The sequence below is a fragment of the Hyphomonas sp. UBA4494 genome (genome assembly GCF_002388935.1).
Taxonomy (GTDB): Bacteria; Pseudomonadota; Alphaproteobacteria; order Caulobacterales; family Hyphomonadaceae; genus Hyphomonas.
In genome coordinates this window covers 1-22553 of sequence record NZ_DGNK01000010.1, presented here as the reverse complement: position 1 = coordinate 22553, position 22553 = coordinate 1, and the positions used below count along the sequence as shown (strand labels likewise).

Genomic DNA, 22553 nt, shown 5'->3' with positions numbered 1-22553 from the left:
CTGACTACTCCGCCGCTACTTTAGAAGCGCGCTCTTGTGCTCTCATCGCCTTGTGCATGGCTTCTGCTGCGTCCCGGCCATCCTTGATGGCCCAGACAACGAGCGAAGCGCCGCGAACGATATCCCCTGCCGCATAAACGCCGGGCAGGCTGGTTTCCATTGTTGCATAATCGACCCGAACCGCGCCCCAACGGTTTACGGTCAAGGTTTCTTCGCCAAACAATTCCGGCAGGTCTTCCGGGTCAAAGCCCAGCGCCTTGATGACCATGTCGGCCTTGATGTCGAATGTTTCCCCGGTCTTGACCGGAGACTGACGACCGGAGGCATCGGGCTCGCCCAGTTTCATCCGGCTCGCGCGAACAGCTTTAAGTTTGCCGGCTTTCGTATCGAGAATGGCATCGGGCGAAGCCAGCCATTCAAAGGTCACACCCTCTTCCTCGGCATTCGTCACTTCGCGCTGACTGCCCGGCATATTCGCGCGGTCACGGCGATACACACAAGATACGCTCTTGGCGCCCTGACGGATCGCCGTTCGCACGCAATCCATCGCAGTGTCGCCGCCACCGATCACAACCACGCGCTTTCCGTCTGCGTTCAAAGTCCCGTCATCATAGGCCGGCACGTCATCGCCAAAATTCTTGCGGTTGGAAGCGGTCAGGTATTCCAGCGCAGGGAATACGCCTTTGGCCCCGCTGCCCGGACATTTCAGATCCTTTGCTGCGTAGACACCTGTCGCGATGAGGATCGTGTCGTGCTGATCTCGCAGCGTTGAGAGAGACACCGTCTCGCCGACCCGCGTATTGAACTCAAACCGGATTCCGGAATCTTCCAAGCGTTTGATACGGCGCTCAACCACATCCTTCTCGAGCTTGAAGCCAGGGATTCCGTAGACCAACAGGCCACCCCCCCGGTCATAAGCATCGTAAACCGTGACTTGATAGCCCTTTCGGCGGAGCTGTTCAGCGGCAGCAAGGCCCGCAGGGCCCGCACCAATAATGCCTGCAGATTGGGCGCGTTCACGTGGGGGCGTGATCGGCTTCACCCATCCCTGATCCCACGCATTGTCAGTGATATACTTTTCAATAGATCCGATCGTGACTGTGCCGTGGCCCGACTGTTCGATGGTGCAGATACCCTCACACAGACGATCCTGCGGACAGATGCGGCCGCAAATCTCAGGCATGTTATTGGTCGCCGACGAGACCTGATATGCTTCTTCGAGCCGGTCTTCGGCGGCGAGCTTCAACCAATCAGGAATGTTGTTGGAAAGGGGGCAGCCCTGTTGGCAGAATGGGACGCCGCACTGCGAACACCGCGCGGCTTGCTCACCAGCCTTGTCCCTGCTGAACTCAGAATAGATTTCGTTGAAATCGTCTTTTCGGTCCGAGGCATCCCGCTTTGACGGCATGCTCCGCTCGACTTTGATGAATTTCAGCATTTTTTCTGCCATTTCGGCGCTCCCGGTATTAGAAGTGTGGGCTTAGAACTTTCCCTCCAAGCTCGCAAGCGCATTCGATCATTCACAACTCACAATGATATTTATAAACTGCACTCGGCCGCCCGTTTTGCCGCCTGTGCGGCTCAATACGGAAAAACAATATCATATTGATCTTTATACGAGTGGTGGCTTTTTTGGTAAATTCCCATAGTTGGGAATTGCGTTGAAACTGTAAGGCTCGCCTGATGTCCCTATTACAGCTCGCCATTATCGCCCTGCTGCAGGGCACGACAGAATGGCTTCCCGTGTCCTCTTCCGGCCATGTACTGCTCGCCGCAGGATTCTTCGAAGCTAGCCCCGGCGACGAGTTATTGATCAATGCCGTGTCAAATCTCGGCACCTTGTTGGCGATGCTGATCTATTTCCGAAAGGACGTGACCAGCGCCATTGCAGGAGGATTTGAACTGGTCGCCGCACCAGTATCAAAATCGCCACTGTCAAAAGGGGCTCGCCTTGCAGCCGCCGTGATTGTTGCAACGCCGGTCGCCGTTCTGGTCGCATTCGCCTACGAAAAATTCCTGCCCGAAAGCATGCTGGAAAGCATGCGCAGCATCTATGTCGTCGCCGCCACAACGATCATCTTCGGCGCCCTGCTCTGGTGGGCCGATGTGAAAGGTGCGCGCGATCGCAGGGAAGAAGACATGACGATGTGGCATGCTTTCCTGATCGGCGCGACCCAGGCAATCGCTGCAATCCTGCCAGGCACCAGCCGTTCCGGCATTACGATGACGGCCGCTCGTGCATTCGGGTATGACCGCACCGAGGCAGCGCGATTTTCAATGCTGATCGGCGCCCCAATCCTCGCCGCTGCCGGACTTTACGGAGCGATGGGATTGGTGACAGCCGATGCCACCGAAACCGTGCTGACCCTGAAGGATGGACTGATTGTGGCAAGCATCGCCTTCATCACGGGGCTGGCGTCCATCTGGTTCCTGATGTCGCTACTCAGCCGAATGAGCTTTCTGCCCTTCGTATTGTACCGCTTCGCACTTGGCGCCGTGCTGATACTGGGATCACCACTCGTCGGACTACTCTAGACTTAGGCCTCGGACGCCTTGTGAAACTCGCCATAGTCGCGGAACCGCCAGAGATAGGAAGGCACGATCGCTTCAACCGTTTCCAGCTCCGTGATGCCAAGATCCTTCAGCGTCAGCGCATCATCGGCGACCACATTGTCGGATTTAAGCATCTCGACCTGGTCTCCTGCGAGGGGCGGATCGCCGAGAAAGCCCCACGAGAATGGTGGAATATAGCGCCAGACAGCTGCTGTGAGATAACCTGCGGGCTTTGCGATGAAGAACGGCAACGGAATTTTGAATCGGCGCTTGTCAATCGTCTCGAGGATCACGTCATACAGTTCATTGAACGTGTAAGTGCGGGGGCCGCCCAATTCGTAAGTCTTGCCTGCTGTGGCTGCATCATCCACCGCCACAGCAATCGCCTCGGCCACATCACCGGCATAGACCGGCTGGAAGCGAGTCGATCCACCGCCAATGGCCGGCAACAGGGGCAATACACTCATCAACGGGGACGTTGCCATCGCAGCAAAGCGGTTGAAGAACTCGTCTTCCGACGCAAACACAATGGATGGGCGTAGAATGGTCGCTGTAGAAATGGCGTCGCGAACAGCGGCTTCAGCTTCTGCCTTTGTGCGTGCATAGTCAGCCGAGGAATCGGCATCAGCGCCGATGGCTGAAACTTGGACAAACCGTGCAATGCCTTTTTCGGCGGCAACTTGCGCCAGCAATCCAGCCCCTTCGCTCTGAGCCGACTCAAACGTCTGAGCGCCTTTCTCAAACATGATGCCAACAAGATTCACGACAGCGTCGGCGCCAACCAGCGCGCGCTCGATCGATTCTCGATTGCGGATATTGGCCTGAATAATATCGACCCAGCCTGGAGGCCCCGCAAGACGAACATCCCCGGCAGTGTTCACGTGCCGACAGGCAACGCGCACACGCCAGCCCTTCTTGACGAGTTCACGGGCGGCATACCGTCCAATGAACCCCGACCCGCCGAAAACAGTTACCAAGCCTTTGGTCATCTTCAGTCTCTCTCAAAGCGACCGCAGCCGCGATAATCCGAATGGCGCCTTTGACCATAGAGCCGTTCGCCTGTCTACCAAGGCACGGCGGGCGAAACAGCGCGGCATGACAGAATATACAGGTATGCCATCAACCTGTGCAGCGCGGCGTCAGAGCGGTCAGGCCTTCACTGCCATTTCAGTCGCCATCCATCCCGCGAACGCATCCCACTCCGCCGCGCTCATGTGCAAGCCCAGCTTGGAACGACGCCACAGAATGTCATCTGCGGTTCGAGCAAACTCTACTTCAACAAGGTAGCGCGCCTCAGTTTCGGTCAGGCTCGCACCAAACATTCGGCCAAGATCGCCGTCCGTTTCGGCTTGCCCCAACAAACGCCGCGCGTCGGTGCCGTAAGCGCGTGCTAGACGCTGCAGAAGGTTAGCGCTCAGCTTGGGATAATCCTGCCTCAATCCTTCATAGAAACCGTCGAAATCCGCGCGAGGCATGTCTCCGCCGGGAAGGTCAGCGTCGCGTGTCCACTCACCACCTGCCTCCGGAAAAACCTTATCCAGTGTCTGAAGCGCGTCTTCAGCCAATTCCCGATAGGTCGTTATCTTGCCCCCGAACACTGACAGGATCGGCGCTCCGCCGTCATCATCCAGTTTCAGGACATAGTCGCGCGTCACTTTGGAGGCGTTGGCAGCGTGGTCATCATATAGTGGGCGCACACCGGAATAGGTCGCCACCACATCTGCTGGAGTGATGGCCCGCTTGTAATACTCGCTCGCGCCCTTGCAGAGATACTCGATCTCATCGGGCGTAATTTTCACCTCGTCGCGATTTGCTTCATACGGAACGTCCGTCGTGCCGATCAGTGTGAACTCGCCGCGCTCATAGGGAATCGCGAACATGATCCGGCCATCACCATTCTGGAAGAAGTAGGCGTAGTCGCCTTCGTGCCAGCGCGGCACGATGATATGGCTACCCTTTACAAGTCGTAGGTGGGTCTCGTTTTTCTTTCCATGGTCGAGCCCCAGAACATCGTCGACCCAGGCACCTGCCGCATTGACGACCGCCCTGAATGACCGGTTCTCGGATCCTTTCGGACTTTCCAGCACTGCATCCCAATGGTCACCACTGCGCACAAGCGACGTACAGCGGGTACGCGTCATGACTTCAGCACCGTGCGATTTCGCATCGACGGCGTTCAGCACGACAAGCCGCGAATCCTCGACCCAGCAATCAGAATACTCGAAAGCAAGCCGGTATTCTTCCTTGAGCGAGTCAAGTCTGGCCGACGATTTGCGCCGAAGCGTTGTGGTTGCAGGCAACAATTTGCGTCCGCCAAGGTGATCATAGATGAACAGACCAAGTCGGATCAGCCAGGCTGGGCGAAGTTCCTTGTGGTGCGGCAGGACGAACCGCATTGGCCAGATTATGTGCGGCGCTGCCTTAAGCAGGATTTCGCGCTCGATCAGGGCCTTGCGCACCAGACCGAAATCATACTGCTCCAGATAACGCAGCCCGCCATGAATCAACTTCGTGCTGGCTGACGATGTATGCTGGGCAAGGTCATCTTTTTCGCAGAGCACCACGTCCAGCCCACGACCAGCAGCGTCGCGCGCGATCCCGGTTCCGTTGATCCCGCCGCCGATCACCAGGATATCGTGCATGTCAGCCCTTCATCAGGCCTGCGGCCTTCAGCAGCTTGCCGGCACGAAGGACGCGCTGGAGCTTGTGTTCTGATGACCGGTCGCCCTTGTTCGAATCCGGGTGGAACCGGCGAACATATTCTGCATAGCGCGCGCGAATCTCCGCTGGCTTTGCATCGGTTTCGAGATCGAGTTCCTTCAAGGCGCGCTTCTGCAGCGTGTTCCGGTGGCCGGACGAGGCCGACTCGCCACTCGCAACATCATCAACATTGAAGAACTTGCTGCCTGCCCAGCGCCGCGGGTCCAACTTCTGAGGTCCCTTTTCGCCGCGCATTGGACCTGTGCCAAATTTCCAGGTGCGCTTGTGACCATACCGCTCAGACCGGGCGAACGAAGCGGCCTCGGCCTGCGACATGCCTTCAAAGAAATCAAAGCTGCGATTGTACTCTGCTGCATGCGCCTGGCAGAAATAATGACGACCATTCCCCTGACGCTTGGGCGCAGGATGGGTCCCCTCAAGATCGCATTGCTTGTGGTCGCAGACACGAGTCTTCTGCGCACGCGCACGGGAAGCCTCGTCTTTGGGAGGCTTGATGCGTATATCTTTGAACTTAACGCGATAGGAAAATGGGTCACCGTCAGACATGACCCGGCATAATAGGGAGTGCAGGTTAAAGATGCCACAGCCAAGTGACAGGTTATCGCGAATTCGTGAGCTTTTAACTGAAGCTTTTCACCCGGTAGAGCTGATTATTACCGATGACAGCCAGAAACATGCAGGTCATGCAGGCGCCGCGCCGGGCGGAGAGACGCATTACACCGTGCGAATCACGTCCTCGGCATTCGAAGGTCTGTCCCGCGTCCAAGCCCAACGCGCGATCATGTTGACGCTGCAGTCCGAATTTGATTCCGGCCTGCACGCACTCGCCCTACACGCGAAAGCGGCATGAATCTTGAAAAATCCGACTCCACGCGGAACCGAAATATGACTCGATCATTAATTTCGCAGCCGTCGAGGAGAACGGGTGATGGTACAGAAACTCATGACTGCCGCCGCAATAGGCGCAATGATTGCAGGTTCAGCGATTGCGGAGACACCTTCCGACAAGGTAAATCTCGGCATGATGCACTGGATTCGCGACACGGTTTGCACTCAGGATAGAGAGATAGTCTTCGTTCCGGTGTCCCATGACGTCCCAACGCTCAGCGGCGAGTGGGCTGTTATCGCCATGGACAATCCCGATCCAGACTCCGCCCACATCGTAACGCTCACCGAGAAGAACTGGCTGAAGGCCAATGGCTGCGACGAAGATCCGTCGCCGCAGATGCATATGGCCAGCCGAGAGCCGAAATCAGGCCGTCTCGGCCTCTGATATGTTCAGGCCAGTGACCTGGTTGCGCTGACGCCTGAGTATGTTGAAGCGATACCCGTGAAAGACAAAGCTCTGTCCGGGCTCGGGAATGGTCTGCGCCTCGTGAATGACCAAGCCTGCAACGGTTACGGCTTCTTCATCCGGCAAGTTCCAGCCTGTCGCCCTGTTCAGGTCCCGAATAGGTACCCATCCATCCACGTTGACTGATCCATTTGGCTGGGGACGCACACCCTGAACGGCCACATCATGCTCGTCATGGATATGACCGACGATCTCTTCCAGAATGTCTTCCAGCGTAATCAGCCCCTGAAGCTCACCATACTCGTCAACAACCAACGCGAAGTGACTCCGTTTTTGAAGAAATGCGTCGAGTTGGTCCTGTACTGGTGTTGTCTCCGGTACAAACCACGGCTTGCGCAAGATCGAGTCGAGATCGAGCGCGCTCAGGTCGCCGCCAAGCGGCAGCGCCGCCCGCAACAGGTCCTTTGCGTGCAAAATGCCGACAATCTCCTCCTTCTCGCCCCGGTATAGCGGCAGGCGCGTATGCGGGCTGGCGAGCGCTTTGGTTACCAACTGCCGAGGCTCAGTATCCGCATTCAACATGCGAATGTTTTTCCGATGGATCATCACGTCTTCGACGGTCAGCTCCTTCAAATCGAGCGCCCCGACCAGTCGCAGACGATCTTCAGCTCCGACACCTCCTTCGGAGGCGTGTAGGTCAATCGCACCGCGAATTTCCTGTTCCGCCGTGACGAGTTCAGCAGGCGCACCAAGGCCGAGGATCTTCAATGTGATGGTGACGACAAATTGGATCAGTTTCACAATCCACGCCACAGCCCAAACCAGACCACTGATCGGCCGCGCTACGCTCATCGCCATAGTGTCGGGACGCGTGATCGCATAAGTTTTCGGCAGGACTTCGGCAAACACCAGTACCAGAATCGTCATCACGCCGGTAGCCAGCACCAGCGCGACACCGCCCGGTCCGAACAATGAGGTAAACAGCGACGTGGCAAGCACCGAGGCGAGGATGTTTACCAGGTTGTTGCCCAACAAGATCGCACCAATCAGATTTTCGCGATTACTGATCAGGCGATTCACTGTCTCGGCCCGCTTGTCACCATCCTTTTCAAGCTGGTGCATGCGCGCACGCGACGCGGCCGTCAGCGCCGTCTCAGACCCCGAAAAGAAGCCTGACATGCCGAGCAGCACGAAAATTGAGATGATGTAACCGGCAATCATGGGTGGGGTCTCATATGTGTGGATCAGCTCTCCAGCAATTCGCTACGGAGAAATGCTTCGACGGACGCAAGATCTGCATCCTTGTGGATGTAGGACTGGCCAATACCGCGTGCGAGGATCAAGGGTACTTTGCCGCCGCTGGCTTTCTTGTCCTGCTGCATTAGCTCGACCAGTCGCGCAGCGATGTAAGGCCCACCCTGACGTCCCGGAATGCTTGATTGCAACCCCGTCGCATTGAGGTGCGCCGTCACACGGTCTGCATCGGATTGCGGCGTGATACGCTGACTTGCGCCATAGCGAAATGCGAGCGCCATGCCGATGGCAACGGCCTCGCCGTGCAACAGATCCGGCGCATAGCCGTTTGCCGCCTCAAGTGCATGGCCAAACGTGTGGCCGAGGTTAAGCAGCGCCCGGACGCCGGTTTCGCGCTCGTCTTCCGCAACGATGGCCGCTTTGGCACGACAGCTGGTGGCAACCGCTTGCGCTATTGCCGCTGGGTCCAGTGCCAGCACCGCTTCGCCATGCTCTTCAAGCCACGCAAAGAAACCCGGATCATTGATCAATCCATATTTCACGATCTCGGCGTAACCAGCGCGCAGCTCTCGCGGCGGCAGCGTTTCAAGCAGGGACGTATCAGCTATCACCAATTGCGGCTGATAGAATGCACCAATCGAATTCTTCCCGCGCGGCGTGTTCACCGCGGTCTTGCCGCCGACCGAGGAATCGACCTGGGCCAACAGGGTCGTCGGCACCTGCACGAATTTCATGCCGCGCTTCATAAGGCTGGCTGCAAGCCCCGTAATATCACCGATCACGCCACCACCGAGCGCAATGAGTACATCGCTGCGGTCAGCAGAGGCCTCAAGTAACCAGTCGAGGATCTCTTCGAGATTGGAAAACGACTTCGTTTTCTCGCCCGGCGTCAGGGATTTCCAATGCGTCGTCACACCGGTTGACCGAAGCGCCTCATCCAGTCGATGTCGGTGCATCCGCTCGACCGTCTCATCTGTCAGCACGAAGACCCGCGGCTGTTTGATCATGGCCGACACGCGCGCACCGAGCTGGTCCAGCGCGCCGTGGCCGACGAGAATGTCATAGCTGCGATCTTCGAGCTCGACCGTGACGGTCTCAAGCGGTGGTGCGGTCACGTTCACTTCGGTGTCCATGTCTGGAGGGCCTTGTATATGGCATTGACGGTGGCCGCGTGCGGTCCGTCCTTTGACGGCACGACGAGATCGGCTTGGGAATAGATCGGCTCGCGCTCTGCCAACAGATTGGTCAGTACGTCCTTCGCATCCGGACGCCTCAGCAAGGGACGCGTATCGCGCTTCTGGACACGTCGCCAAAGAGTTTCGAGATCAGCATTCAGCCAGATGGTGACCGCGTTCTTCTGCATCAACAGGCGGGTCTCATCATTCAGGTAGGCACCCCCGCCCGTAGCCAACACGTGGGGAGGCAACTCCAATAGCCGCTTCAACACCTGATGCTCCCCGCGCCGAAAATCCTCTTCTCCGTGCAGTTTGAAAATATCGGTTATTGATAGGCCCGCCGCCTTCTCGATCTCCGAATCACTGTCATAAAACTCTCGGCCCAATCGTTCGGCCAAGCGGCGCCCGACGGTAGATTTTCCTGCCCCCATCAAACCGACAAGCGCGACGGTTCGCGACATGTAGGGCAATGTCGCGTCAACCGGTCTGGAAGTACTGTCACTGTCAGAAGGCATTCTGGACTTTCGGGCTCCGTTCGGTACTTGTCCTATAGTTGCTGTCGCGCCTTCGCAATCCAGCGCCGGAATTCTGTATCTAGGGGTAAATAGCCATGCGCAAGTTTCTGATCCTTTTAGGCCTGCTGGCAATACTTGTCCTCGGCGCGGCCTGGTGGCTGGGCGGACAGGCCGAAAAGGGTAAACCAGAGCCCGGTGAAGTCCGCATCGAGGTCGACAATGTCCTTTAAGGGCGTTGTCTCGGTCGTGTGCCTCATCCTCGCCGGGAGCTTACCGGCAGGCGCGCAAATCGAGGATTCCGGTCTAGAGCTGGTGAATCCGTGGGGAATGAGCTTCCTCGAGGCGGGCGAGCCTTCCCTGCCAACCGATATGTGGCGCGCGTCCGACGCTGATGATTTGCTGCCATTGATGCGAGATGTCCGCACACACGACCTGACTCCGGCTGAACGCACGTTGATGCAACGCATGGCCCTGTCGCCCGCCACACCACCAGCGGGAATGCAGGAACCCCTGCTAAGGGCCGAACGGGCACGTATCATGTACGACCTCGGCGAAGCCCAAGCCGCAGCCACCCTCATGGCACGACTCGATACTCCTCCTCCTGGCCTCGACGCGGATGAAATCGTTGCAGATCTCAATCTTGCGCTGGGCAATGAAGCAACAGCCTGCGATATGCTGAATGCGCCAGACCGTCTTTCAGGTTATTGGGCCAAATTGCGCGCGGTCTGCGCGGCACTGCAAGGCAATACTGCCGGCGCAGAACTCGCGATTGAAATGGCCTTGCAACAGGATGCCGTCGATTCCTGGCTTCTGGCCGCTGTGTTTGCGACATCCGGCGAACTGCCTGACGCGCCAGAGGCAGATTACTCTTCGGGACTGAACCTTGCCATCTCTGCCGAGGCGGGCCTCACGCCTCCGGAGGCACCCGTCCCCGCGAATCGTCCCGACCTTGCAGCCGCAATGGCCCTGCATCCGAAATTGCCAATCACTCTGCGTGTTCAATCCGCAGGAATGGCCAGCCAAGCTGGCATGCTGGAGACGGATGATTATCAGGCACTCTTCCTCAAGCTGATATCCGAACCGGGCTTCGTGCCCTCTACGCCTTTGGAGAGCGCGCTCTATGCAGCGCGCGATCCGCTTGTCACTGATGAAGATCGCGCTTTTGCGCTCGCCGCAGCACTGGAAGGCGCTATGGACACACCAGCCCATTTCAGCGCGGTCGCGCGGCTATTATGGGAGGACGTCGAACGCCTACCGATCAACACTTTCACGGCAGCCAACGCTCCGATCTTCGCGCGGGCTGCGCTGGCCACCGACCATTACACTGCCGCCAAGGACTGGTCATCCGCCAATACGATGGAAGGCGCGCGCGAAGATGGCAGCTTTGATGCCGCGCTCATGTCGGCTCTGGTGACACTTGCGGGCAGCGAGACGACACGCAGCGCCAGCGACTATATTGGAGAACGTCTAGCCACACTTGCCGAGTCTGACCTGCAAAAGCAGACCGCTGCTCGTCTTTTCGCATTATGGACCGCTCTCGGCATTGCGCCCCCGGCGGATGCGCGCCGCTTGATCGTGAATGCGCCCGAACGCAAATCCACCCCGGAAATAGATTTGCAATTGGTAGGCGTGCTTGCCTCCGCTGAGGCAGATGCTGCAGGAGAGGTTATTCTGTCCACGGTAGGCATGACCAAAGGCGATCCGACCGCACTCGATGACGCCAGCCTACTCTTGCTCCTGAAAGCACTGCAACGGATCGGCGCAGAGGATGCCGCCCGGGAGATGGCATTGGAATCAACTGGCTACTGGAAGGCGCTCAACTAGAAATTTCCCGAATTTCGTTGATCTTGCCTCCAGAAGGCTGATTGTGGACGAAAAACGGGAGGAATCGATGAGGGTATCCATACTGGCCGGGGCGTCTGCACTGGCACTTGCAGCCACGGCATGTGGGGCGCCAGACAAGACACAATCCCAAGCATCCGAACCAGAGCCCGCACCGGCTGCGATTGCCACGGCGAGCTCAACATCAATAGATCCCGCTGACAGGACTGCATTATTCGGCGACCTGCACGTCCATACCGGACAGTCCTTTGACGCCTTCATATCGTCCGTCCGGGCAACACCCGATGACGCATATCGCTATGCAAAGGGCGAGAAAATAATCACCGACGGCGGTTACGAGATCCAGTTGGACAGCCCGCTCGATTTTCTGGCCGTCACAGATCATGGCGAATATCTCGGCATCATGCCGGTCATGGCAACGCCCGGTACGAATCTGTCGCGCACGAATTTCGCAAAATCCGTATTTGGACCGGACGCGACGAACCCTGCCCAGTCATTCCATAATGTGGGCATCACCATCGTGACGGGCGAAGCAGTGGATGAGATCTACGATCGAGACGTCATCGACTCGGCCTGGATGAAGAACATTGAGACGGCCGAACGCCACAATGAGCCCGGCAAGTTCACCGCCTTCTCCGGTTACGAATTCACCGCCATGACAGAGGTCATGGACTCGGAAGTTCCCGCCGCAGCGAACCTGCACCGGAACGTCATATTTCGTGGAGACGCGCCGGACCGGCTTTTTTCCACCCTCGACTCCCCAAATCCGGAAGACTTGTGGGCCTGGATGGATGCGCGGCGCGCTGAGGGTCTGGATGTCATCTCCATCCCGCACAATTCCAACGCATCCAATGGCGAAATGTTTGCGTCCGAAACCTATGAGGGCGGTCAGTTGACTGCAGATTATGCGATCACCCGCATGCGCAACGAACCGGTAATTGAAATCTCCCAGGTCAAAGGCACCTCGGAAGTCCACCCAGCACTATCCCCGAATGACGAATGGGCAAACTTCGAGATCTACGACACCTTGGTTGGAAGCGCCGCAAAGTCGACGCCGCACCTCGGAGGTTTCGCCCGCAACGCGTTGGCGCGTGGACTGGGTTTCGAAGAAACAGAGAGCTTCAACCCTTACAAGTTCGGCTTCATTGGCTCCAGCGATACACATATCGGCGCCGGGTCTTTCGATGAGAAGAACTTTACTGGCAAGTTCCCCCAAGACGGATCCAATCCTGAGTTCCGACATTCCGTCCCACCAGCAGGTGCGGACAGTTGGGACGGTGTTGTATCGCTGAATAGCTTGCCGCCCGGCGCGGTAAAGCCCAGCATGCGACGCAAGCTGTCTGCCGGCAAGTACAGCGCATCCGGGCTGGCCGGCGTATGGGCCGACGAAAATACGCGGGATGCCATCTTCGACGCCATTCGTCGCAAGGAGACGTTCGGCACGTCCGGGCCGCGCATAAAAGCACGCATGTTTGCCGGATACGGATTTGATCAGGAAATGTTGGCAGATCCGGACCTGGTGTCAGCAGCCTACCGCACTGGCGTGCCACAGGGCGGCGACCTGGTCGGAAAACAGCAGGCCCCGTCATTTCTCGCTTGGGCGATTCGGGATCCGGCTTCTTATCCGCTGCAGCGTTTGCAGGTCATCAAAGTGTGGACCGATGCCCAGGGCAAGGCGCATGAGGCCGTCTACGATGCTGCATGTTCCGGCAATGTCGAACCAGATTCGGACACGCACCGGTGCCCCGACAATGGTGCCAATGTAGACATATCCGACTGCTCTACACGCCCCGGCAGTGGCGTTGGCGAGTTAAAAACACTGTGGACTGACCCAAACTACGATCCGACGCGCCGCGCAGCTTATTACGTCCGCGTTCTCGAGAATCCATCTTGTCGCTGGTCGACATGGGACGCGGTACGTAACGGATCACCACCCAATCCCGACATGCCCGTTCTCGTTCAGGAGCGGGCTTGGACATCGCCGATCTGGGTCAAACCGGAATGATGTTCACGCAATTTTAGGCGCGGCGCGCCAAGGTCGGGCAATGTCTGACCGCGCGCGCATCGAAGCCTTCCTTGAAATGATGTCTGCAGAGCGCGGCTCATCCGCAAATACGCTGGACGCCTATGGACGGGACTTGCTGGACGCATCCGAATTTTGTGGTGGCGGGTTATGTGATGCTGAAGGAAGTGAAATTTCAGGCTGGCTGAGGGATTTGTCCAAGCGAGGCATGGCTCCATCGTCACAAGCCCGAAAGCTGTCCGCGGTCCGACGCTTCTTTCGCTTCCTGTTTGAGGAAGGAGACCGCAAGGATGATCCCACCGCGAAGATTGACGGCCCAAAGCCCGGCCGGGACGTGCCCGATGTCCTGTCTCGCGAAGAGATGGCTCGTCTGCTGGATTGCTGCGGCGACGATTTGAGGCTGAAATGTCTTGTGGAGCTGCTCTATGGGGCGGGCCTGCGGGCAACAGAACTTGTCTCTCTCAAACTCGGCCAATTGCCGAGGCGCAAGGAAGCCCGCTGGGTCACAACGGATGTGATCGTTCGCGGCAAAGGCGGCAAGGAAAGGTTGTGCCCACTGGGGCGCCCCGCTTTGCGCGGGCTTACAGATTGGCTGAAAGTACGCGAAGATCACTTGCCGGAAGCCTCACTTACAAGGAGCCGAGCTGAACCCTTTGTGTTTCCGTCGCGAGGAAAATCAGGACATCTCACCCGCCGCCGCCTGGGACAGTTGCTCGAAGCCTTGGCACTGAAAGCTGGTATCCGCCCGGATAGAGTCCACCCGCACGCGTTGCGGCACGCTTATGCAACTCACCTGCTCATGGGGGGCGCCGATCTGAGAAGCGTCCAGACATTGCTGGGCCATGCCGATATCGCGACAACACAAATCTACACGCACGTCCTGACGGACGAGCTCGCGGAGCTTCTCGAAACAGCGCACCCCTTGGCCACAAAGATTTAGCACGAGAAAAAGTTTTCAGCATTGCTGAAACCGGGAGTCATGCCGATATATGACGACGCGAGTTCGCAATGCTTTTGTATGGACGTCTCAGATGAAACGCTTTCTGAATGCTCTTATTCCAACCATCCTGATCTCGGAAATCGCCGCGATCACCTTCATGACAGCGACTTGGGCTATCCTGTCCGAGCTTCATGCAGGACTGAACGTCATCATAGGCGGGGAGGTTGTCACCGCGATCGGAGTCGCAGCTCTTACCGTAGCGGTGTTCCGCCGGGCATCGCGGCCCGACGTAGAAACCGCCTCGGCAGAAGAGTGATCAGGCGGCGGTAGCGGATCCGCGCGACGCGACCCAAAAGGCATGAACAACGCCGGGCAGCCAGCCAATCAGTGTCAGTAGCACGTTGAGCAGGAATTGAAGCCCAATGCCTTCCTTGATCGCAACTGCGACAGGTGGGAGAAATATTGTGAGTAGGATCATGAGCAGGGACATGCAGGGTTTCCTTTTTGGATAAGCTCCCCCTGCAACGCCCGGAACAGGTGAAAGTTCCCTGCCTGACGTTCCACAATTGATTTCGACTTTTCCCGAGATCGACGTTGACCCAGGTTCAGCTGCGGGTTTAGACACCCGCTGAGGGCGTTTCCATCAAGTATAGTAACGACCGCACCGGGTGAGGTGTGCGGCCGCGCGACGGGAGTCCGCTGTGTCGGCCATATTCACGCCTTCTGGCGAGAAGGAATTCTTTACGCCCTTTGGCCCCATGATGGGCTATGTCCGCATACCGCCTGCGCTGGTCGCCCATCTGAACGCCTCAATGAGTGAACAGCTGGAAGATCATTCGGGCAGCCTTGTGGGCAAGGTCCGGCAGGAACTCCGTTTTCCCAAATCCCTCGTGGACGCCACCGCCGCTGCGCTCGGCAACGCGCTGATCGAGTACCATATTCGCGCCAGCCGCCGTGGTTCATTCGGCGACTATGACCATACGACCAAGCGCTTTGAGCTGAACGTCATGGCCGGATGGTTCGTCCGCCAGTTTGCACATGAGTATAACCCGCTCCACATCCATACCGGATGCGCGCTCTCATGCGTCGGCTATCTGAAACTACCGGACGGGATTGATCAGGAATGGGCCGAGGACGACCTCGACCATCACCCTTCTCACGGACATCTTCAGTTCGCGCACGGCACCGACACCCATTACTCGGTATCGAACTTCATGATCCGCCCACGCGTCGGGGATTTCTATATATTTCCATCCTACATGTTTCACAGTGTCTATCCGTTCAAGTCGCCGGGCGAGCGTCGCTCCTTCAGCATGAATCTCTCTGTCGTCGAATCACCGGCCTGAGCCTTTCTGTCTGATTGACGCGGCACAACCGCCCTCTATGTTGCGCCGCAACAAGGAGGAACGCATGAGCACGAAAACACCAAGAGACTTCTTCAAGCCCCTGGCCATCGGTGCACCCGCCCCGATGCACGACCTGCCCATCAGGCTGGAGCGGATGATCCATTTTGTCCCGCCGCATCTGGACAAGGTCCGGGCCAAGGTGCCGACCATGGCCGAAGGCGTGGATGTGATGCTCGCAAATCTTGAGGATGCCATCCCCGCTGACGCTAAGGATGCGGCTCGCGCCGGTGCTATCGAAATGGCGTCCATGTATGATTGGCAAGGCAAGGGAACGGGCTTCTGGAGCCGCGTGAACCCGCTGAACTCCCCGTGGTTTCAGGAAGATGTGAGTGAACTGGTTCTAAAAGCCGGTCATCAGCTGGACGTGATCATGCTGCCAAAGGTCGAAGGTCCCTGGGACATCCATTTCGCCGATCAGTATGTTGCACAATTGGAGGCAAAGGCGGGTCTCACGCGGCCGATCCTGTTCCACGCCATTCTTGAAACCGCCCAGGGGATGGCACGCGTAGAAGAGATCGCACTGGCCAGTCCGCGCATGCAGGGTATCAGCCTGGGCCCGGCAGACCTGGCTGCGGACCGCAAGATGAAGACCACTCGCGTCGGGGGTGGCCATCCCTTCTACCGCGTAATCGACGATCCGAATGAAGATGGCAGCCCACGCGACTCAGCCCAGCAGGATCCTTGGCACTATACGATCGCCCGTATGGTTGATGCCTGCCGGATGGCAGGGATCAACGCCTTCTATGGTCCTTTTGGCGATATTGCCGATCTTGACGCCTGCGAACAGCAATTCCGCAATGCCTTCCTGCTGGGTTGCTCAGGCACGTGGAGCCTTCACCCGAACCAGATCGCCATCGCCAAAAAGGTCTTCAGCCCCGATCCAAACGAGGTGAAATTCGCGCGCAAGATCCTTGATGCCATGCCGGATGGCTCTGGTGTGGCCATGATTGATGGCAAGATGCAGGACGATGCGACCTGGAAACAGGCCAAGGTGATTTCCGACCTGGCAGACCTCGTCGCTTCGAAAGATCCCGAGCTAGCCGCCGCATACGCGACCTGATCCCTCTTCACGCCGAGCATTTGCGTGATAGGGTTTCCCTTGGAAGAGGGAGTATCAGTGATGCGGAAATCCATTACGGCCTTGCTGGGTCTGAGCTTGATAAGCCTGTCTGCTATCGCAGATGAAGTCTGGTCCACACCGATTGGTGACGTCGTCTACGAAGATGAGACCGATGACGGCTGGGCCGTCTGGTCTTATCCGGGCCTGACCGAGCGCGGCACCGTCTACATCAAGGATCTGGCAGGCGTCTATGAGGGCCGAACCGCCTATGCCGGCATATGGATTGAGGCGGAAAGTCCGGAGATCGAGCTCTGTGATGTTGCCGTCACCGATCCGGCAACGGGGGAATCCCACTATAATTGGGGTCGCGTGGACATCGTGTTCACGGAGCCAGACTTTCCTGGCGGCTGGGTCGCACTTCGCGGGAGCTGTTTCAATGATCCGGGCGATTACCTGATCGGAAAACCGGTCACCGCAATACAAGAATAATCGAGAGGAAATCCGATGGCTGAACACCTTATCGCCATGACGGGCCATAGCCCAAACCTGCAACGCTGGTTTGATTGGATGAATGGTGACCATTCACCTGCTGGTCTGTCTGTCCAACTCGCTGACAATGTGGTCTTCAAGAGTCCGGTTGTGCATACACCGCAGGAGGGCAAGCCAATCACGATGGCCTACTTGACCGCTGCCGGACAAACGCTGGGCGGCGACACGTTCCGCTACACACGCGTATTCGATTGCGGCGACAAGGCGGTCCTTGAGTTTCAATGCGAAATGGATGGCGTGCTAGTGAATGGAGTTGATATGATCGCCTGGAACCCTGACGGACAGATTGAAGACTTCAAAGTTATGGTTCGACCACTGAAGGGCATGCAAGCCGTACATGCGGCCATGGGGGCCATGCTGGAAAAGATGAAGCAAAATACCTGAGGCGGCAACAGTCATGACCCTGCCTGTCATCATCACCGATCGATTGGTACTCTGTCCCCACGAGACCCGTCACTTCGAGCCATCTGCAGCCATGTGGGGGTCTCCATCAGTGACCCAACATATAGGCGGAACTCCGCGATCACGTCAGGAAGCCTGGTTTACCATCTGCCGCAATCGCGGAATGTGGGACCTGCTGGGGTATAGCTCCTGGGCAATCGAGGATCGTGAGACAGGCGCATTCATCGGTGAAGGCGGATTCGCAGACTTTATGCGCGGCATGACGCCGGACTTGTCTGAATGGCCAGAAGCCGGCTGGGTCTTTGCGGAAGTCGCTTGGGGAAAGGGTTACGCCAGCGAAGCCGTTGGCGCGATGCATGATTGGCTCGATGAGAACCGCCCGGGGCAAAGCGTCTGCATCATTGATCCGGACAATGCCGGGTCCCAACGAGTCGCTGACAAATGCGGCTATGAGTTTTGGCTGCAGGCGGAATACAAGGACGCAATCGTCAATGTGTACCGTCGCAATCCTGCGCGTTAGCCGACCTTAAGGCGCGATGCCTCACTCTTGCTACTCCAGCCCCGAATGAAATCCATGAAGGCCTCATGTGGCAGACCTGCGCTGTACAGAAAGCCTTGGGCCATCGAGCAGCCGCGCCGACGCAGGAAGTCTGCCTGACGCTCAGTTTCAACACCTTCCGCAACCGTATTCAGCCCTAGCGTTTCGGCCATGGCCAGAATCATTTCAATGATCGCGGGAGCTTGCTCGTCCGATTCAAGCGCAGAGACGAACTGGCGGTCGATCTTGAAAACGTCAAACGGCAGCTGGGTCAGAATGGACAAGTTGGAATGCCCCGTTCCAAAATCATCAATCGCCAGTTTCGTCCCAAGGCTCCGTAGAGGGCGCATCACCCGCGCAACCTTTTCAGGTTCGGACACGGCCATGCTTTCCGTGATCTCAAGCTCCAAGCGGTTCGGTGGCAGGCCAGTACGCTTGAGGATCGCCAGGACGGTTTCTGTCAGATCACTGGACTGAAACTGGCGCGGTGACACGTTTACCGCGACCGTTGCGTTGAAGCCTTCCTGCATCCAGATGCGGGCGGATTCGCAAGCCGCTTCAAGAACCTGTTCCCCAATCTGGGTCACGAGTCCGGTTTCTTCTGCCAGCGGAATAAATGTGTTCGGAGAGATGATCTTCCCGTTCGGTCGGACCCAACGAGCCAAGGCCTCGGCACCGACGACCTGGCCGGTCTGAAAATCGATCTTGGGCTGGAAATGCGTCTTGAATTCACGATTGGCGACTGCGTCGCGCAGTTCAGCTTCCAGCATATACTTGCCACGCGCAACACGGTTCAGGCGTGGCGAGAAGTAACGGAAGCCGGATCCGGTGTCGGTACGAACCTGGCGCAGGGCAAGCTCTGCGTGACGAAACAATTTGTGCATCGTATCGGCGTCTTCGGGCGCGATGACGATACCGCCAGAAATGCCCAGCGTTACAGACTGTCCGGACACGATGAAAGGATCCGCAAAGGCAAGCCGAATAGCGCGTGCAATGTTCGAGACGTAGTCGCGGCTGACCGCGCTTGGCAGGTACAAGGCGAAACTGTCGGCCTGCATCGCGGCCAGCATGGAGTTGTTCAGCCCGGCGCGAACCGGACCCTCGAGCGAGTCGAGCGCATTCGTCATACGCTGTCCACACGCCTTCAGGACGGCTTCGCTCGCAAGCGCACCAAGTCGCTCGGAAGCCCGCGTGAAATTATCGAGATCAAGGACGATGAGCGCGGCGGGCGTTTCGTATTTTGCGCGGGGCAGGGTCTTGGTTATGTGTTCTTCCAGCGCAATCAGGTTTGGCATGCTCGTGCGCGGATCTTCGTAGGCCGTGCGTCGAAGCGCATCATTGTCGCGCCGCAACTTGCCGACCGATCGGATGACAACCGACCGCAACCGGCGGAGCTCGACAAACGAAACATTGGACAAGCGCGCCGACGGATCAACCTGCGCCACTTCAAGATATCGTGTGAAATCAACCAGGACGTTCTGGAATTCCCGGGCAAAAAACCAGGCTGTAATGGCGGCCACGACCGATGAAGACAGCAGCAACAGCATGATCGCCCAAATCGGCAAAGACATGTCTGTCCATGCTTTACCTTCGATGAGCGCACCATAGGCCTGCTCAATCGTCCATACGCCGACAAAAATGATAATCGTTGCGACCGCTGCGCACCACGCGGCAAACCGGGGAATGGTCATCCGGCCCAGAAGTCTCGAGATGAAACTCTGTTTGTCCACGCTTAGATATTCCTCACCACTCGCCACCTATGTGTGCGGTAACTATGTTTTCCGGAATATGTTTAGGAATCAGTGAACAAAACGCGCTAGCTGTAAGACATTCAAACCACTATATGGGCCTAGATGACCAATAATCGTACCGCCACCGTTACCCGTACCACCAAGGAAACCGATATCTCGGTAACCGTTGATCTGGATGGCACTGGAAAGTCCGACATCGAAACCGGGATCGGCTTTTTCGATCATATGCTGGAGAGCTTCTCCAAGCATTCGGCTATCGACCTGACTGTGCGGTGCAAGGGCGATCTTCATATCGACATGCACCACAGCGTTGAAGATACAGGAATTGTTATCGGACAGGCGATCATGAAGGCGCTTGGCGACTTTGCAGGAATCACGCGATTTGGCCACGCCTATGTGCCGATGGATGAGACGCTGTCCCGCGCCGCGCTGGACCTATGCAAGCGGCCTTACCTGATCTGGAAAGTGGATTTCAGTCGCGACAAGATCGGCGAAATGGACACCGAACTCTTCAAGGAGTTCTTTCATGCCCTGGCCGGAAATGGTGGCATGTGCCTGCACATAGAGAACCTCTATGGCGAGAACTGCCACCACATCGCCGAGTCCTGCTTCAAGGCCACCGCCCGGGCGCTTCGCGCGGCAATTGCGGTCGACCCGAAACTGGGCGGCAAGCCGGCAAGCACCAAGGGTAGCCTCTAAGGGGTCTTATTTCCGATAATCAAGCGGCGGCTCACGGTCACCGAGCAGCGACTTGTACTCGTAATCCGGACCCCGGGCCGCGTCGAATTCCTCGCGGGCTTCAACACGCAGGCCTTTATTGGTGAACAGCTCCACTGCCGCCAGCGTCAGCGTCTCCGCGGCGACCTGTGTGCCCTTATGACCAATCGACGTGCCACTGGCCGCAACTGCCTGCCAGGAATGCGCCGATGTGCCCGGCACCCAAGTCGCTGTGCGCAGGCCGACCGTCGGGACCGCGTAGGAGACATCGCCCACATCGGTGGAGCCGTACCCCATGGAGACTTCGAAATCCTGCACTTCAGCCGCTGAGGCAATATCGCGTGCCGGGTTGTCAAAGGTCGAGGCGATGGTCTCGGCAAATTCGCGCTCAGCTGGCGTGTAGTCCACCCCGCCAACCAGCCGGAGTTTCTCGTCCATCATGCGGGCCAGTTTCTCATTCACGAGCAGCGGATTGTTGCCGTGAATGATTTCCCATTCCACGTCAGTGCCCGTGCCCAGCGCGGCGCCCCGGGCCGCGTCTTCGAGGCGGGTCCAGATGGCTTCAACGCCCTTCGGTGAAGGGTGGCGGACATAGTAGAAGACTTCGGCAAAGTCCGGCACGACATTGGGGGCAGAGCCACCGGACGTGATGACATAGTGCATGCGCGCATCCTGGGGGATGTGTTCGTGCATCATGTTGGCCATCATGTTCATCGCCTCGACCCCATCAAGCGCGGAACGCCCCCGCTCCGGCGCGCCAGCGGCGTGAGCGGAAATCCCCGAGAAGCGGAACTTCGCCGAGCGATTGGCAAGCGACGTGTTGGCTGCCGCTGAGTTCCGGTCGCCAGGATGCCAGTGCATGGCAATGTCGACATCGTTGAAGAGGCCCGCGCGGACCATGTAGACCTTGCCAGAGCCCCCCTCTTCTGCGGGCGTCCCATAAACGCGGATGCGACCCGGCGTGCCGCTGTCTTCCAGCCAGTGGCGGATCGCGACCGCCGCAGAGACAGAGCCCGCGCCGAACAGGTTGTGGCCACAGGCGTGGCCCGCGCCCTTGCCGTCGACTTCTTCGCGATCCGGTGAGGCCGCCTGGTTGATACCCGGCAGGGCGTCCATTTCCGCGAGCAGGGCGATGACCGGGCCACCAGAGCCGTACTCGGCCATGAAGGCGGTGGGGATGCCAGCGACGCCGGGCGTGACCGTGAAGCCTTCATCCGCGAGGGTCTGCTGGAGCAGGGCGGAGGATTTCTCCTCCTGGTACCCGACCTCGGCCCATTCCCAGAGCTTGCTCGACAATTCGCTGGTCAGCTCGGCCTGATTGCGCGCCTCTTCCAGCGCAGCAGACTCGGCTGCATCGGGCCAGGCGGGGGTGGCGGCGCAGGCCATGAGCAGGCAGGCGGACAGGGCGGGCAGGATGGATCGCATGGGCAGGCTCCGTGTGAGGTCGTTTCCTGTCGAGATTGCGGCACCTTGCCCCTGGGCGCAAGGGAGGCTTGCCCCTTCCCTCACGGGCGCGGCGAGGCTAAGAGCGCGGCCATGAGCCTTGTTGCCCTTATCGACTACGGATCCGGAAACCTGCACTCGGCAGGCCGCGCCCTGCGCGAAGCCGCGCGCCTGTCCGGCAGTGGGCATGAGATCCGCATCACGAACCGCGCCGAAGACATCCTCGCCGCCGAGCGGGTTGTGTTGCCGGGCGTGGGGCACTTTGCCGATTGCGCAGCGGGCCTGCGGGCGCAGGCGGGCGTGGTCGAGGCGCTGGAAGCCGCCTGCCTGAATGGCAACACCCCCTTCCTCGGCATCTGTGTGGGCATGC

25 protein-coding genes are annotated in these 22553 nt (G+C 58.2%); 15 read left to right on the top strand and 10 right to left on the bottom strand.

All coding sequences use genetic code 11. From position 1 onward, the window contains the following. Positions 1-4: 4 nt before the first annotated feature. Positions 5-1450: an NAD(P)-dependent oxidoreductase gene (locus B2P82_RS03505; RefSeq protein ID WP_206991770.1), complete on the bottom strand. Its 1446-nt coding sequence runs from the start codon at positions 1448-1450 to the stop codon at positions 5-7. Positions 1451-1683: 233 nt separating this feature from the next. On the opposite strand from B2P82_RS03505, the gene B2P82_RS03500 reads away from it, so the two are divergent. After that, positions 1684-2535: an undecaprenyl-diphosphate phosphatase gene (locus tag B2P82_RS03500; RefSeq protein ID WP_290480303.1), complete on the top strand. Its 852-nt coding sequence runs from the start codon at positions 1684-1686 to the stop codon at positions 2533-2535. Between the two features lie 2 nt (positions 2536-2537). Here the strand turns inward: B2P82_RS03500 and B2P82_RS03495 are convergent, their stop codons facing one another. The 3 genes from B2P82_RS03495 to B2P82_RS03485 form a co-directional block, all read right to left on the bottom strand. After that, positions 2538-3542 carry a complex I NDUFA9 subunit family protein gene (locus tag B2P82_RS03495; RefSeq protein ID WP_290495174.1) on the bottom strand — a complete coding sequence of 335 codons (1005 nt, stop codon included), beginning with the start codon at positions 3540-3542 and terminating at the stop codon, positions 2538-2540. A gap of 159 nt (positions 3543-3701) precedes the next feature. Continuing rightward, complete coding sequence (locus B2P82_RS03490) at positions 3702-5195, bottom strand: glycerol-3-phosphate dehydrogenase (protein WP_290495172.1); 1494 nt, start codon at positions 5193-5195, stop codon at positions 3702-3704. Between the two features lies 1 nt (position 5196). Beyond that, entirely contained in the window at positions 5197-5820 is a 624-nt protein-coding gene (locus B2P82_RS03485) for a DnaJ domain-containing protein (RefSeq protein WP_034812959.1), read from the bottom strand. A gap of 31 nt (positions 5821-5851) precedes the next feature. On the opposite strand from B2P82_RS03485, the gene B2P82_RS03480 reads away from it, so the two are divergent. Together B2P82_RS03480 and B2P82_RS03475 are read left to right on the top strand one after the other, a co-directional pair. Next, positions 5852-6124 carry a BolA/IbaG family iron-sulfur metabolism protein gene (locus B2P82_RS03480; protein ID WP_034812955.1) on the top strand — a complete coding sequence of 91 codons (273 nt, stop codon included), beginning with the start codon at positions 5852-5854 and terminating at the stop codon, positions 6122-6124. A gap of 78 nt (positions 6125-6202) precedes the next feature. Then, positions 6203-6547, top strand: a complete 345-nt coding sequence (locus B2P82_RS03475; protein ID WP_290480300.1) for a hypothetical protein — start codon at positions 6203-6205, stop codon at positions 6545-6547. Here the strand turns inward: B2P82_RS03475 and B2P82_RS03470 are convergent. Genes B2P82_RS03470 through B2P82_RS03460 form a run of 3 tightly spaced genes read right to left on the bottom strand, consistent with a single transcriptional unit; the run spans position 6527 to position 9512 of the window. Continuing rightward, positions 6527-7789, bottom strand: coding sequence for an HlyC/CorC family transporter (locus B2P82_RS03470; protein ID WP_290480299.1), 1263 nt, complete (start codon positions 7787-7789; stop codon positions 6527-6529). The two genes, B2P82_RS03475 and B2P82_RS03470, sit on opposite strands and share 21 nt — an antisense overlap. A gap of 23 nt (positions 7790-7812) precedes the next feature. Further along, positions 7813-8955: a 3-dehydroquinate synthase gene (gene aroB / locus B2P82_RS03465; RefSeq protein WP_206991764.1), complete on the bottom strand. Its 1143-nt coding sequence runs from the start codon at positions 8953-8955 to the stop codon at positions 7813-7815. Further along, positions 8940-9512 (bottom strand): shikimate kinase, encoded by a 573-nt coding sequence (locus B2P82_RS03460; protein WP_290483036.1) that lies wholly within the window; start codon positions 9510-9512, stop codon positions 8940-8942. Before B2P82_RS03460 ends, aroB begins: the two co-directional genes overlap by 16 nt. A gap of 95 nt (positions 9513-9607) precedes the next feature. Between B2P82_RS03460 and B2P82_RS03455 the strand changes: the two genes are divergently transcribed. From B2P82_RS03455 to B2P82_RS03435, 5 genes are all read left to right on the top strand, one after another. After that, positions 9608-9742: a hypothetical protein gene (locus tag B2P82_RS03455; protein WP_256434941.1), complete on the top strand. Its 135-nt coding sequence runs from the start codon at positions 9608-9610 to the stop codon at positions 9740-9742. Further along, entirely contained in the window at positions 9732-11336 is a 1605-nt protein-coding gene (locus B2P82_RS03450) for a hypothetical protein (RefSeq protein WP_290495170.1), read from the top strand. Before B2P82_RS03455 ends, B2P82_RS03450 begins: the two co-directional genes overlap by 11 nt. A gap of 67 nt (positions 11337-11403) precedes the next feature. Further along, positions 11404-13359, top strand: a complete 1956-nt coding sequence (locus tag B2P82_RS03445; RefSeq protein ID WP_290495169.1) for a DUF3604 domain-containing protein — start codon at positions 11404-11406, stop codon at positions 13357-13359. Positions 13360-13399: 40 nt separating this feature from the next. After that, positions 13400-14317, top strand: coding sequence for a tyrosine recombinase (locus B2P82_RS03440; protein WP_290483039.1), 918 nt, complete (start codon positions 13400-13402; stop codon positions 14315-14317). A 91-nt stretch (positions 14318-14408) separates the two neighbouring features. Beyond that, the gene (locus B2P82_RS03435) at positions 14409-14633 is read left to right on the top strand and encodes a hypothetical protein (RefSeq protein WP_206991759.1); all 225 of its coding nucleotides are present in this window, start codon (positions 14409-14411) and stop codon (positions 14631-14633) included. On the opposite strand, the gene B2P82_RS03430 is transcribed toward B2P82_RS03435, so the two are convergent. Next, positions 14634-14807, bottom strand: coding sequence for a YqaE/Pmp3 family membrane protein (locus B2P82_RS03430; protein WP_084333150.1), 174 nt, complete (start codon positions 14805-14807; stop codon positions 14634-14636). Between the two features lie 211 nt (positions 14808-15018). Here B2P82_RS03430 and B2P82_RS03425 point away from each other — a divergent pair, with 211 nt between their 5' ends. The 5 genes from B2P82_RS03425 to B2P82_RS03405 all read left to right on the top strand — a co-directional run bounded on the left by B2P82_RS03425 (position 15019) and on the right by B2P82_RS03405 (position 18254). Next, on the top strand, positions 15019-15663 hold the full coding sequence (locus tag B2P82_RS03425; RefSeq protein WP_290495167.1) for a putative 2OG-Fe(II) oxygenase: 645 nt from the start codon (positions 15019-15021) through the stop codon (positions 15661-15663). A 64-nt stretch (positions 15664-15727) separates the two neighbouring features. Continuing rightward, complete coding sequence (locus B2P82_RS03420) at positions 15728-16783, top strand: HpcH/HpaI aldolase/citrate lyase family protein (RefSeq protein WP_290480294.1); 1056 nt, start codon at positions 15728-15730, stop codon at positions 16781-16783. A gap of 60 nt (positions 16784-16843) precedes the next feature. Further along, complete coding sequence (locus B2P82_RS03415; protein WP_290495165.1) at positions 16844-17272, top strand: hypothetical protein; 429 nt, start codon at positions 16844-16846, stop codon at positions 17270-17272. 15 nt (positions 17273-17287) lie between these two features. Then, positions 17288-17716: a nuclear transport factor 2 family protein gene (locus tag B2P82_RS03410; RefSeq protein ID WP_290495163.1), complete on the top strand. Its 429-nt coding sequence runs from the start codon at positions 17288-17290 to the stop codon at positions 17714-17716. 13 nt (positions 17717-17729) lie between these two features. Continuing rightward, entirely contained in the window at positions 17730-18254 is a 525-nt protein-coding gene (locus B2P82_RS03405; protein WP_290495161.1) for a GNAT family N-acetyltransferase, read from the top strand. Here B2P82_RS03405 and B2P82_RS03400 read toward each other — a convergent pair. After that, positions 18251-20002, bottom strand: a complete 1752-nt coding sequence (locus B2P82_RS03400; RefSeq protein ID WP_206991752.1) for a putative bifunctional diguanylate cyclase/phosphodiesterase — start codon at positions 20000-20002, stop codon at positions 18251-18253. The two genes, B2P82_RS03405 and B2P82_RS03400, sit on opposite strands and share 4 nt — an antisense overlap. Before the next feature lie 123 nt (positions 20003-20125). On the opposite strand from B2P82_RS03400, the gene hisB reads away from it, so the two are divergent. Continuing rightward, positions 20126-20722, top strand: coding sequence for an imidazoleglycerol-phosphate dehydratase HisB (hisB, locus tag B2P82_RS03395; RefSeq protein ID WP_206991751.1), 597 nt, complete (start codon positions 20126-20128; stop codon positions 20720-20722). A gap of 6 nt (positions 20723-20728) precedes the next feature. On the opposite strand, the gene B2P82_RS03390 is transcribed toward hisB, so the two are convergent. Beyond that, complete coding sequence (locus B2P82_RS03390; protein ID WP_290495159.1) at positions 20729-22165, bottom strand: amidohydrolase; 1437 nt, start codon at positions 22163-22165, stop codon at positions 20729-20731. Positions 22166-22276: 111 nt separating this feature from the next. On the opposite strand from B2P82_RS03390, the gene B2P82_RS03385 reads away from it, so the two are divergent. Then, the coding region (locus B2P82_RS03385) for an imidazole glycerol phosphate synthase subunit HisH (RefSeq protein ID WP_524537547.1) at positions 22277-22553 on the top strand (277 nt) is incomplete at its 3' end.